Here is a 12824-nt window from a genome sequence, read left to right as displayed (position 1 = left end):
CATGCATGTTGGGATCTTCGCAGACGGCGGCTATGAAAAGGGAATGGGCCATGTTGTCCGGATGAAGAGGCTTGCGGTGGGGCTCAAACAGCGATGCTTGATTACGTTTTATACGAATCAGGAGTCTGAAGCGTTTCTTCATGAAGAGCATTGGCGTGTCATCGTAAAGCCGGAGCTGCAGCAGCACGAATTTATTCTCCGGGAAATAAAAAGCAAGAAGCTTGATTTGCTTTTGTTTGATATTCTAGGCGCGCCTGCAGAGCTGTTAAAGAAAATAAAGACGGAGACAGATGCGAAAATTGTTCTTTTTGAAGAGAAAAACGGTAAATCGATTCAATATAGTGACGCAGTCATTAACGGAATTTACGGTCACATCAGAAGCAGGGTGTACGTTCAGGGAAACACACGCATCTATGAAGGTCCGGACTATCTTATTCTTCACCCCGCCTTTCAGGCCGCTAGAGAGGATTACACACTTAAGAAAGACTGCCGCAATATCCTTGTTGCATTAGGAGGAAGTGATCCGAAGCAGCTTATTTTTAAAGTGCTGGCTGCCGCTGATCAAGTCCCCGACATAAAAGACAAAAACATGATGTTTGTAATGGGGAGCGCTTCACCGCATCAAGAGGCAGTCCGAAGGCGGATCGAAAAGAAGCCGCAGTACAAGATGATCGAACAGACAAATGATATGGCAGGTTTGATGAAACAAGCGGACGCAGCCATTGTCGCCGGCGGCATTTCTCTATATGAAGCCATTTGCATCGGCGTGCCGTGCCTTGTTCTTTCTCAGGTTGAGCATCAAACGGCAACAGCAAAAACATTTGCTGGCCAAGGCGCCGCTCTTGATCTTGGATTGGGTGAGCTTGTACCGGATGAAACACTCATCTATCAGATGTCACGCATTATGAGCAGCTATCCTCTTCGCCTTTCTTTGCACAAGGGAGGAAGGCCGCTCGTGGATGGCAAAGGCATTATACGGGTAACAGCTATTCTTCAAGATTTATATGAACAAGAGATATAAAAATGCATGTAAGGAAGTGTTAATGTGAAAGGTGTTATTTTAGCCGGAGGAAACGGCTCACGCCTTATGCCCTTAACGAAAGCCGTCAACAAGCATTTGCTTCCTGTAGGCCCGTATCCGATGATATACTGGTCGATTATGAAGCTGGAGGAAGCCGGAATAAAAGACATTTTACTCATCAGCCAAAAGGAGCATATGCCGCAATTTTACAAACTGCTTGGGAACGGGGAAGAGCTTGGCGTTACTATCACTTATCAAGTACAGCCGGCAGCATCGGGCATTTCGGATGGGCTGTCTTATGCAAAGCGCTTTACGAAAAAAGAGTCTTTCATTTTATTATTAGGTGATAATATATTTGAAGATTCATTAAAGCCTTATACAGAACGCTTTGAACAGCAGGGGAAAGGAGCAAAAGTGCTTCTGAAAGAAGTTGATGACCCGGAACGTTTCGGGATTGCTGAGATTGATGAGAAAAACAAGCGGATTCGTTCCATCATCGAAAAGCCCGAACAGCCACCGACCAACCTTTGTGTTACCGGCATTTATATGTATGATGCAGAGGTGTTTTCGTATATTGAACAAATATCACCATCAAAGCGCGGCGAGCTGGAAATCACCGATGTGAATAATCTATACATCGAAAACAGCCAGCTTACGTATGATGTGTTATCAGGCTGGTGGGTAGATGCCGGAACTCACGAATCGCTTTATCTCGCTTCACAGCTTGTACACCAGGCTCTACGGAAAGGACAGGACGAAAAGTGATGGCAAAATCATATTTAATTACAGGCGGGGCCGGCTTCATCGGGCTCACGTTTACAAAGCTCATGCTGAGGGAAACGGATGCGCGCATTACCGTTTTAGATAAACTGACGTACGCCAGCCACCCGGAGGAAATGGAAAAATTACAGCAAAACAGCCGTTTTCGCTTTGTAAAAGGGGACATCAGCGTTCAGGAGGATATCGACCGGGCGTTTGACGAGACCTACGACGGCGTCATTCACTTCGCAGCAGAATCGCATGTGGACAGAAGCATTTCCCAAGCGGAGCCGTTTATCACCACAAATGTCATGGGGACTTACCGATTGGCGGAAGCGGTCTTGAAAGGAAAAGCCAAGAAGCTGATTCATATTTCAACAGATGAGGTGTACGGGGATTTAAAAGCGGATGATCCCGCGTTTACAGAAACGACGCCGCTTTCTCCTAATAACCCATACTCAGCCAGCAAAGCAAGCTCAGATTTGCTCGTGTTGTCTTATGTGAAAACCCACAAGCTTCCGGCCATCATTACACGATGCAGCAACAATTACGGACCTTATCAGCACAGCGAAAAAATGATTCCGACGATTATCCGTCATGCGAAGCAGGGCCTGCCTGTTCCGCTGTATGGCGATGGACTCCAGATCCGAGACTGGCTGTTTGCGGAGGATCATTGCCGCGCAATCAAACTGATTTTAGAAAAAGGAACCGACGGCGAGGTGTATAACATCGGCGGCGGAAATGAACGCACGAATAAAGAGCTGGCGAGTGCCATTTTGAAGCATCTGGGCTGTGAGGAATTGTTCGCCCACGTGGAAGACCGAAAAGGGCATGACCGGCGCTATGCGATCAATGCATCTAAGCTGAAAAATGAACTGGGCTGGCGGCAGGAAGTGACGTTTGAAGAAGGTATTGCGCTTACGATTCAGTGGTATACAGACAATGACCGATGAGAAGGTGATCTGATTGACAAAGGTATTGGTAACTGGGGCGGGAGGACAGCTTGGCTTGGAACTATGCCGCCAGCTGAAGCAAGCCGGATATGAGGTCATTGCGTTAACAAAGAAGATGATGAACATTGCTGACCAGCGCTCAGTACGGCATTCGTTTGGCCATTATCAGCCGGATATCGTGGTCAATAGCGCCGCGTTTACGTCGGTTGATCAATGCGAGAAAGAGCTTGATAAAGCGTACTTGGTTAACGGAATCGGTGCTTATTATACAGCGCTTGAGTCAACCCGCATCGGTGCTCAATATGTTCATATCAGCACGGACTATGTATTCAATGGGAAAGGAACCCAGCCATATAGGGAAGACGATCCCCTCGATCCGAAAACCATTTATGGCAAAAGCAAAAGGCTTGGAGAAGAACTGATACGATTAACGACAAAAGACAGCACGATCATCAGAACATCGTGGGTGTACGGACATGGCGGCAATAATTTCGTTGAAACCATGCTGAAGCTTGCTGAAACGAAACAAGAGCTTCGGGTTGTCAGCGATCAAATTGGTTCGCCGACTTATACGAAGGATTTAGCAGAAGCGGTCATCAAGCTGTTCAGCCATCCGCCGGGCATCTATCATGTCAGCAATTCAGGCATATGCAGCTGGTATGAGTTTGCGACGGCAATTATGGAAGAAAGCGGGCTGGAAACAGCCATTTTGCCTGTAACGACAGAGGAATACGGGAACAAAACGCCCCGCCCGGCATACTCTGTGCTGAGCCATCGGGCTATTGAAGAAGCCGGCATCCGCCCCCGCCACTGGCGGGAAGCGTTACGAGAGTATTTGCAGGAAAGGAGCAGTGCGTGTGATTGATGGAGTCAAGGTGAAAAAATTGATGAAGCATAGCGATGACAGAGGCTTTTTTGCTGAGCTGGTCCGGGACGATGAGAATCTCCTTGAGCATTTTGGGCAGGCCTCTTGGTCGAAAAGCTATCCGGGTGTGATTAAGGCATTTCATTATCATGAGAAGCAGGATGATCTCTGGTTCTTCCCAACCGGCCACGCTCAGGTTGTCCTATACGATCTTCGAGAGGATTCAAAGACAAAAGGAGAAACGGACGTCTATTATATGGGCGAAGACAACCCGATGCTGTTATTAATCCCAAAAGGGGTGGCTCACGGATATAGAGTGCTGGGAGAGACGCCGCTGACAATTATCTATTTTACCACCATGTCGTATAACCCGGATCAGCCTGATGAAAAAAGAATTCCGTGGAATGATGAGACGATCGGTTTTAACTGGAACACTGAATTCAGATAAAAATAGGAACGTGATCAATCGAAGAGCAGAGGCATCTTCGACTTTTTTTGCCCTTTTTTAAAATAGGATAAAAGATAGAAAATGTCGGGCAGATGTTACTAGAAAAAGAGAGAGAAATCGTCCATTTGAACCTTGTATAAACAGGAAGGAATTCTCATTGAATTCCAAGTGTTAATGTTCCTTAAAAAACATTTACTTCCATGGAAAATGATGATAGATTAATTTTTAAGAAAAAGAACTGGTAATTCGCGAATTATGAAAAAGCGCTTTTTCTGCAGAGGACGCTCTGGCCAAATTTCAACAATCAATTAGGGGGAAATGTCATGCTAAAAAGAACTTCATTCGTATCTTCATTATTCATCAGTTCAGCTGTTTTACTATCAATCTTACTTCCTTCGGGCCAAGCTCATGCACAGTCTGCATCAATCGAGGCAAAAACAATTAACAGCACGAAAGAGTGGACCACTTCTGATATTGAAGTGACATATAAACCAAATGCGGTGCTTTCTCTCGGAGCGGTAGAATTTCAATTTCCTGACGGGTTTCATGCTACGACAAGAGATTCAGTGAATGGAAGAACACTGAAAGAAACACAGATTTTAAACGATGGAAAAACAGTCAGACTCTCGCTTACGCTTGATTTGTTAGGCGCATCCGAATTTGACCTTGTCATGGTGCGTAAAACTCTTCCTCGCGCAGGCACTTACACGATTAAAGGCGATGTAGTAAACGGTTTGGGAATCGGCAGTTTTTATGCTGAAACGCAGCTGGTGATTGATCCCCGTTAATCGATAGATTTGTAGTCAGAGACTGAGATGTTTTCAGTCTCTTTTTTTTGTGGATTCAAAAGCTGGTACGGATCTTGCATGATGATAAGGGTGAATCCGATGCAGAAAGGAATTGGCGGGCTGATTTTTTAAAGCGCTTACATTACAGCCGGCCAAAAAAACAATGAGGTGAAAAAGATGTCAGCAAAGCAAGTCTCGAAAGATGAAGAAAAAGAAGCTCTTAACTTATTTCTGTCTACCCAAACAATCATTAAGGAAGCCCTTCGGAAGCTGGGTTATCCGGGAGATATGTATGAACTCATGAAAGAGCCGCAGAGAATGCTCACTGTCCGCATTCCGGTCAAAATGGACAATGGGAGCGTCAAAGTGTTCACAGGCTACCGGTCACAGCACAATGATGCTGTCGGTCCGACAAAGGGGGGCGTTCGCTTCCATCCAGAAGTTAATGAAGAGGAAGTAAAGGCATTATCCATTTGGATGACGCTCAAATGCGGGATTGCCAATCTTCCTTACGGCGGCGGGAAGGGCGGTATTATTTGTGATCCGCGGACAATGTCATTTGGAGAACTGGAAAAGCTGAGCAGGGGGTATGTCCGTGCCATCAGCCAGATCGTCGGTCCGACAAAGGATATTCCAGCTCCAGATGTATACACAAATTCGCAGATTATGGCGTGGATGATGGATGAGTACAGCCGGCTGCGGGAATTCGATTCTCCGGGCTTTATTACAGGTAAACCGCTTGTTTTGGGAGGATCGCAAGGACGGGAAACAGCGACGGCACAGGGCGTCACGATTTGTATTGAAGAGGCGGTGAAGAAAAAAGGGATCAAGCTGCAAAACGCGCGCATCATCATACAGGGCTTTGGAAACGCGGGTAGCTTCCTGGCCAAATTCATGCACGATGCGGGCGCGAAGGTGATCGGGATTTCTGATGCCAATGGCGGGCTCTACAACCCAGACGGCCTTGATATCCCTTATTTGCTCGATAAACGGGACAGCTTCGGTATGGTCACCAATTTATTTACTGACGTCATCACAAATGAGGAGCTGCTTGAAAAGGATTGCGATATTTTAGTGCCTGCCGCGATCTCCAATCAAATCACAGCCAAAAACGCACATAACATTCAGGCGTCAATCGTCGTTGAAGCGGCGAACGGACCGACAACCATTGATGCCACTAAGATCCTGAATGAAAGAGGCGTGCTGCTTGTGCCGGATATCCTGGCGAGTGCCGGCGGCGTCACGGTTTCTTATTTTGAATGGGTGCAAAACAACCAAGGATATTATTGGTCAGAAGAAGAGGTTGCAGAAAAACTGAGAAACGTCATGGTCAGCTCGTTCGAAACAATTTATCAGACAGCGGCAACACATAAAGTGGATATGCGTTTGGCGGCTTACATGACGGGCATCAGAAAATCGGCAGAAGCATCGCGATTCCGCGGATGGGTATAATTTGAGAAGCCTCCGCAAAATAATTTTGCATTTGTTTTTTGCGTAAAGAGCAAAAATCGCAAAATAAATTTGCGTTCAAGATCGGAAAAAGAGAAAGGTGATCACCTGTTAGACAAATTTCTGTTCGATTCAACAAGTTTTTTCAACAAAAGACAAGAAAATGGCATGATTCTTGCTTTTTTATTCATATGCGAAGATATATTTCATAACACGAGGGGGACTACATATGACAGTCACATACGCGCACGAACCATTTACCGATTTTACGGAAGCAAAGAATAAAACTGCATTTGGGGAGTCATTGGCCTTTGTAAACACTCAGCTCGGCAAACATTATCCGCTTGTCATAAATGGAGAAAAAATTGAAACGGACCGCAAAATCATTTCTATTAACCCGGCAAATAAAGAAGAGATCATAGGGTACGCGTCTACAGCGGATCAAGAGCTTGCTGAAAAAGCGATGCAAGCCGCATTGCAGGCATTTGATTCCTGGAAAAAACAAAGACCGGAGCACCGCGCGAATATTCTCTTTAAGGCAGCGGCTATTTTGCGCAGAAGAAAGCATGAATTTTCAAGCTATCTTGTGAAGGAAGCGGGAAAACCGTGGAAGGAAGCAGATGCGGACACGGCTGAAGCGATAGACTTTTTAGAGTTCTACGCGCGCCAAATGTTAAAGCTCAAGGAAGGGGCTCCGGTGAAGAGCCGTGCTGGCGAGGTCAATCAATATCATTACGAAGCGCTTGGCGTCGGCATCGTCATTTCTCCATTTAACTTCCCGCTCGCGATTATGGCGGGAACAGCGGCGGCAGCGATTGTGACAGGAAATACGATTCTCTTAAAACCGGCTGACGCAGCCCCGGTAGTGGCAGCAAAATTTGTCGAGGTCATGGAGGAAGCGGGTCTGCCAAACGGCGTTCTGAATTACATTCCGGGAGATGGAGCGGAGATCGGTGATTTCTTAGTTGAGCATCCGAAAACACGGTTTGTCTCATTTACAGGTTCCCGTGCAGTCGGCTGCCGGATTTATGAGCGAGCCGCCAAAGTGCAGCCGGGCCAAAAATGGCTCAAACGGGTAATTGCAGAAATGGGCGGAAAAGACACAGTGCTTGTCGACAAGGACGCTGATCTTGACCTTGCTGCATCCTCTATCGTGTACTCAGCATTTGGATATTCAGGACAGAAGTGTTCTGCGGGCTCCCGCGCGGTCATTCATCAGGATGTTTATGATGAAGTGGTGGAAAAAGCTGTGGCGCTGACCAAAACGCTGACTGTCGGCAATCCAGAAGATCCTGATACGTATATGGGTCCCGTGATTCATGAAGCATCCTACAACAAAGTGATGAAATACATTGAAATCGGCAAATCTGAAGGCAAGGTATTGGCCGGCGGAGAAGGCGATGATTCAAAAGGCTACTTTATTCAGCCGACGATCTTTGCAGATGTTGATGAAAACGCCCGCTTGATGCAGGAAGAAATTTTCGGCCCGGTTGTTGCGATTTGCAAAGCGCGTGATTTCGATCATATGCTGGAGATTGCCAATAACACGGAATACGGATTAACAGGTGCGCTTCTGACGAAAAACCGTGCGCACATTGAACGGGCACGCGAGGATTTCCATGTCGGAAACCTATATTTTAACAGAGGATGTACCGGAGCAATTGTCGGCTATCAGCCGTTCGGCGGTTTTAATATGTCAGGAACAGACTCAAAAGCAGGCGGTCCCGATTACTTAATTCTTCATATGCAAGCCAAAACAACGTCCGAAGCTTTTTGATTTGAGAGAAATAAAATCGTGCGATTCTTTAGCGGATCGCACGATTTCAACTTTTTGATCAGGAGGACAATTTATGCAGTATACAAAAATCAGTCACATGAATCCGGCTGAAAGAGTGGAGGCGCTGACAGCATCTCTGGTCAGCCTCAGCAGCGTGAACGGCACCGTTGGAGAAGGGACAAAAGCAGATTTCATCAAAGAAGTGATCACGAGCTATCCTTATTTTCAGGAAAACCCCAGTCATGTGTGGGAACAGGCCATTCCCAATGACCCATACAATCGCAAAAATATTTTTGCGTTTATTAAAGGACATGGAGAAAGCCGAAATACAGTCATTTACCATGCCCATCTGGATACAGTTGGAATTGAAGATTTCGGCCCTTTAAAGGATATCGCTTTTGATTGTGAGAAATTGGCCGAGTATTTCAGCCGCTATGAGTTCGATCAGGATGTTCAGCGGGATGCCAAATCAGGCGAGTGGATGTTCGGAAGAGGATCTGTCGATATGCAAAGCGGCATCGCCGTGCATTTAGCCAATCTCCTGCATTTTTCGGAGAACCTTGAGACGTTGCCGGGAAATGTATTGTTTATGGCCAATCCCGATGAGGAGAGCCAGCATTCGGGCATTCTCGCCAGCATTTCAGAGCTGAACCGGCTAAAAAAAGAAAAACAGCTTCACTATTTGGCTGCTATTAATACGGATTTTATTACCCCGCTTTACGATGGTGATCAGACAAGATATATCTATACCGGAGCCGCGGGAAAACTGCTGCCTTGCTTTTACATTTACGGGCGTGAAGTCCATGTTGGCGATACACTGGCAGGAATTGACCCAAATTTAATTTCATCTGAAATCACAAGCCGTCTCCACAATAACATCCATCTGGCAGAAAAGGTTGAAGGGGAGTTGGTTCTGCCCCCATCCTGTTTGTATCAGCGTGATAACAAGGAATCCTATAATGTGCAAACGGCTGTCAGCACCAGCTTGTACTTCAATTGTTTTATTTATGAAAGAACAGCAAAAGAAATGATGGATTTGCTTATTGAAGTCACTGAGGAAGTATGCCGAGAGACAGAACGAAAATTATCAGATTATTATGAAGAATATGCAAAAAGAGCCAACCTGCCAAAGAAACATTTATCATGGGGCATCCAAGTGTATAGCCTGGAGCAATACTTAGAAAAGCTGAGAAACCGGGGGATAGATCCCGAGCAGTGTATCGAGCAGACATTCAAAGCCAACGAGCACCTTGAACTTCGCATGAGATGCTTTCAGGCAATCGAAGAGCTTCAAAAGCTTGACCCCGATCAAGGCGCAAAAGTCATTCTATTTTACGCACCTCCTTACCTGCCGCATAACTATTTGAAAGAAGATAGCGCAAGAGATCAGCTTTTGCAGCATGTGATTAAAGAAGCGGCTGACAAAACCGCTGAATCGACAGGCGAAACATTTGTCTTCAAAAAGTTTTTCCCCTACTTGGCAGACGGCAGTTTTTTATCACTGCACGAAACCGATGGCGAAATTGATTCTTTTATCAGGAACTTCCCTGGGTGGAATATGATTGGGACCATTCCGTTCAAAGATATACGCAAGCTGAATATTCCATCCATTAATATGGGTGTGTACGGAAAAGACGGCCATAAATGGACAGAACGAGTCTATAAACCGTACACATTTCATGTATTGCCTCTCCTCATACAGCAAACCACCGTTCACCTTTTGCAGAGCTACCGGATGACCATCACGGCAAAAGAACCAAAGGGGGAAGGATGATGCAGAATCATAAAAATGAATTGCAGCGCAGCATGAAAAGCAGGCATTTGTTTATGATTGCTTTGGGAGGGGTGATTGGCACTGGGCTGTTTCTAGGCTCTGGCTTTACCATTAGCCAGGCGGGACCGCTCGGCGCCATTGCCGCGTATATCATCGGCGGATTTTTAATGTATCTCGTCATGCTTTGTTTAGGAGAATTGGCTGTTGCCATGCCGGTGGCCGGATCGTTTCAGGCCTACGCCACTAAATTTCTGGGACCGTCGACAGGCTTTATGATTGGCTGGCTGTATTGGTTCAGCTGGGCGAATACAGTGGGGTTAGAGCTGACGTCAGCAGGCATTTTGATGCAAAGGTGGCTGCCCTCCGTTCCGATCTGGATATGGTGCCTCGTGTTCGGCATCGTCATCTTTTTGATTAATGCGCTCTCTGTCAGAAGCTTTGCGGAAATGGAATTTTGGTTTTCAAGCATCAAAGTGGCGGCGATCATATTATTTATTGTGATTGGCGGAGCCGCTGTGTTTGGCTTGATTGACTTTAAAGGCGGACAGGAAACACCCTTTTTGTCTAACTTTATGACTGATAGAGGGCTTTTCCCTAATGGGGTGCTGGCCGTTATGTTTACGCTGGTCATGGTGAACTTCTCGTTCCAGGGTACGGAGCTTGTCGGCATTGCGGCAGGGGAAAGTGAAAGCCCGGAAAAAACACTGCCAAAGTCCATTCGAAATGTCATTTGGCGCACGCTGTTTTTCTTTGTGCTCGCTATGTTCGTCTTGGTTGCCATCCTTCCGTACAAAACGGCGGGGGTGATTGAAAGCCCGTTTGTAGCGGTACTCGATCAAATCGGCATCCCATTTTCGGCAGATATCATGAACTTTGTCATCTTAACGGCCATTTTATCTGTTGCTAATTCGGGGTTGTATGCGGCGTCGCGTATGATGTGGTCACTTTCATCAAATCAAATGGGTCCATCCTTTCTCACCAGACTGACAAAACAAGGCGTGCCGATGAATGCTCTGCTGATTACGCTAGGCATTTCAGGCTGTTCGCTGCTGACAAGTGTCATGGCCGCAGAAACAGTGTATTTATGGTGTATCTCAATCTCGGGCATGGTCACAGTTGTCGCATGGATGTCCATTTGTGCGTCGCAATTTTTCTTTCGCAGACGTTTCCTGGCAGAAGGCGGAAATGTGAATGATCTGGAGTTCAGAACGCCGCTTTATCCGCTAGTCCCGATTCTCGGATTTTGTTTATATGGCTGCGTGTTGATCAGCCTTATTTTCATTCCGGATCAAAGAATTGGCTTATACTGCGGTGTGCCGATCATTATTTTCTGTTATGCATACTATCATCTAAGCATCAAAAAGCGTATAAATCATGAACCGATTGAAAAAAAGCAGACAGAGGCGCAATAGAAAAAGCTCTCCGGGAGGCCGGAGAGCTTTTTTTACGCATTACATCCTCATGTATTTTTAGAATGAAATATAGAAATATATAATGGGATTTAAATGAAAATAATAAAACTTATAAATATTTCGTTCGAATTGTAAATAGTGAAAAAACAATGCTAAACTATAATACAACTTTATGATAAGAAGATTATGGAAGAGGTGTTTGAGAAAGAATGAACAGCAATCAAAACAATGACATCAAAACAAAACATCATTTTCCGTTATTGTTGGCACTGGCTTTAACGATGGGGGTATTTGCAGCCGGATCTGAAGAGCTTGTGATCTCACCGCTGCTGCCGGATTTAGCAAAAGCCTTCAACTCAGATGTCAGCGTCCTTGCGTTATCTATTAGTATTTACGGCGTTATGATTTTTATCGGTGCGCCGCTTTTGGTTCCATTAGGCGATAAATACTCCAGAGAACTGAGCTTATTGGCCGGGCTTATGATTTTTATCATAGGAACGGTGATATGCGCTTTAGCTCAAAATATTTTTTTCTTCTTTTTAGGCCGGGCGCTTTCGGGATTGGCTGCGGGAGCGTTTGTTCCGACCGCTTACGCAGTTGTCGGTGATCGTGTCCCTTATACATACCGGGGCAAGGTGATGGGACTGATCGTTTCAAGCTGGTCGCTGGCGCTGATTTTCGGAGTGCCGCTCGGATCATTTATCGGCGGCGTCCTGCATTGGAGATGGACGTTTTGGATTTTCGCCTTGATGGGCGTTTTAGTTGTCCTGCTGATTCTCCTTGAAATGCGCCGCCATGCCCAACATAAAAACAGCGGCAAGGAAGAAATAGAAGAGCCGGCAGGAACATTCCGGGATGCGCTGAAAGTCCCTCGTGTACCTGTTTATATCACGATAACCTTTTGTAATATGATTGGTTTTTACGGTATGTATTCCTTTTTAGGCACCTATCTTCAGGACGTTTTTACCGGAGGAAACACGGCTGCGGGCTTATTTATCATGATTTATGGAATCGGGTTTTCCATGAGTGTGATTACAGGAAAGATAGCCGACCGCATCGGAAAAATGCGCTCCCTTTTGATTGCGCTGGGGGTCATCAGCGTTCTGCTGGCGTGTTTACCATATGCGCCGGCGTCTATGTTTCTGTTAATCGCCAGCCTATTTATTTGGGGATTAATGCAAAGTTTGACGGTGACGCTGCTCAGCACCATTTTGAGTGACTGCTCAGAGCGTCATCGCGGAAAAGTCATGGTGTTTTACAGCCTCGCCTCGAATCTGGCCGTGACATTAGGTTCTGCTTTAATGGGACCCGTCTATGTGGCATACGGCTATGCAGCTGTCGGATTGATTTGCGCAGCCATCACAGTCCTCGGATTTGTGCTCAGTGTATTCGCATATAAAAAGTACGGCAAACTTGAGCAGAAGGCCGATCAGTCCTTATCTCAATAAACAAAGTTTCTAAATTCCTATAATTAAAAACCCTTTTTAAAGGGTTTTTTTGTTTGTATGGGAATAATTATCAATATTTTCAAAAAACATTGACAGTTCAATTTCCGCTGGATAAAATTTACTTAAAATT

At 45.8% G+C, this 12824-nt stretch carries 11 protein-coding genes; all 11 read left to right on the top strand.

Annotation, left to right across the window (positions count from 1 at the left end):
• The first annotated feature begins 1 nt into the window (after position 1).
• The 11 genes from CW370_RS12085 to CW370_RS12035 all read left to right on the top strand — a co-directional run bounded on the left by CW370_RS12085 (position 2) and on the right by CW370_RS12035 (position 12694).
• Positions 2–1021 (top strand): PseG/SpsG family protein, encoded by a 1020-nt coding sequence (locus CW370_RS12085; RefSeq protein WP_101169658.1) that lies wholly within the window; start codon positions 2–4, stop codon positions 1019–1021.
• A 24-nt stretch (positions 1022–1045) separates the two neighbouring features.
• Positions 1046–1786, top strand: coding sequence for a sugar phosphate nucleotidyltransferase (locus tag CW370_RS12080; protein WP_014478328.1), 741 nt, complete (start codon positions 1046–1048; stop codon positions 1784–1786).
• Positions 1786–2733 carry a dTDP-glucose 4,6-dehydratase gene (gene rfbB / locus CW370_RS12075; protein ID WP_101169657.1) on the top strand — a complete coding sequence of 316 codons (948 nt, stop codon included), beginning with the start codon at positions 1786–1788 and terminating at the stop codon, positions 2731–2733. Before CW370_RS12080 ends, rfbB begins: the two co-directional genes overlap by 1 nt.
• 13 nt (positions 2734–2746) lie before the next feature.
• Entirely contained in the window at positions 2747–3598 is an 852-nt protein-coding gene (gene rfbD / locus CW370_RS12070) for a dTDP-4-dehydrorhamnose reductase (protein ID WP_101169656.1), read from the top strand.
• Entirely contained in the window at positions 3591–4046 is a 456-nt protein-coding gene (locus CW370_RS12065; protein ID WP_014481242.1) for a dTDP-4-dehydrorhamnose 3,5-epimerase family protein, read from the top strand. The genes rfbD and CW370_RS12065 overlap by 8 nt, the downstream gene beginning before the upstream one ends.
• A 323-nt stretch (positions 4047–4369) precedes the next feature.
• Positions 4370–4834, top strand: a complete 465-nt coding sequence (bslB, locus tag CW370_RS12060; RefSeq protein ID WP_101169655.1) for a biofilm surface layer hydrophobin BslB — start codon at positions 4370–4372, stop codon at positions 4832–4834.
• Between the two features lie 177 nt (positions 4835–5011).
• Positions 5012–6286, top strand: a complete 1275-nt coding sequence (gene rocG, locus CW370_RS12055; RefSeq protein ID WP_101169654.1) for a glutamate dehydrogenase — start codon at positions 5012–5014, stop codon at positions 6284–6286.
• Between the two features lie 226 nt (positions 6287–6512).
• Positions 6513–8060 (top strand): L-glutamate gamma-semialdehyde dehydrogenase, encoded by a 1548-nt coding sequence (gene pruA, locus CW370_RS12050; protein ID WP_101169653.1) that lies wholly within the window; start codon positions 6513–6515, stop codon positions 8058–8060.
• Between the two features lie 73 nt (positions 8061–8133).
• A complete protein-coding gene (locus CW370_RS12045; RefSeq protein ID WP_101169652.1) occupies positions 8134–9834 on the top strand; it encodes a M20 family metallopeptidase in 1701 nt (566 codons plus the stop codon).
• Positions 9834–11246: an amino acid permease gene (locus CW370_RS12040; protein ID WP_024571626.1), complete on the top strand. Its 1413-nt coding sequence runs from the start codon at positions 9834–9836 to the stop codon at positions 11244–11246. The genes CW370_RS12045 and CW370_RS12040 overlap by 1 nt, the downstream gene beginning before the upstream one ends.
• A 209-nt stretch (positions 11247–11455) precedes the next feature.
• Positions 11456–12694 (top strand): MFS transporter, encoded by a 1239-nt coding sequence (locus CW370_RS12035; protein WP_101169651.1) that lies wholly within the window; start codon positions 11456–11458, stop codon positions 12692–12694.
• Positions 12695–12824 lie beyond the last annotated feature (130 nt).

Origin of the sequence: Bacillus sp. SN32, assembly GCF_002837495.1 — a bacterium.
Classification (GTDB): domain Bacteria; phylum Bacillota; class Bacilli; order Bacillales; family Bacillaceae; genus Bacillus; species Bacillus subtilis.
The sequence above is the reverse complement of the archived record's forward strand: the minus strand, read 5'-3'. Positions and strand labels throughout refer to the sequence as shown.

Excerpts from the sequence above, each read along its gene's own strand:
- rocG (WP_101169654.1), top strand. The coding sequence starts at position 5,012 with ATGTCAGCAAAGCAAGTCTCGAAAGATGAAGAAAAAGAAGCTCTTAAC.
- pruA (WP_101169653.1), top strand. The coding sequence starts at position 6,513 with ATGACAGTCACATACGCGCACGAACCATTTACCGATTTTACGGAAGCA.
- CW370_RS12045 (WP_101169652.1), top strand. The coding sequence starts at position 8,134 with ATGCAGTATACAAAAATCAGTCACATGAATCCGGCTGAAAGAGTGGAG.
- bslB (WP_101169655.1), top strand. The coding sequence starts at position 4,370 with ATGCTAAAAAGAACTTCATTCGTATCTTCATTATTCATCAGTTCAGCT.
- CW370_RS12035 (WP_101169651.1), top strand. The coding sequence starts at position 11,456 with ATGAACAGCAATCAAAACAATGACATCAAAACAAAACATCATTTTCCG.
- CW370_RS12085 (WP_101169658.1), top strand. The coding sequence starts at position 2 with ATGCATGTTGGGATCTTCGCAGACGGCGGCTATGAAAAGGGAATGGGC.
- CW370_RS12040 (WP_024571626.1), top strand. The coding sequence starts at position 9,834 with ATGCAGAATCATAAAAATGAATTGCAGCGCAGCATGAAAAGCAGGCAT.
- rfbB (WP_101169657.1), top strand. The coding sequence starts at position 1,786 with ATGGCAAAATCATATTTAATTACAGGCGGGGCCGGCTTCATCGGGCTC.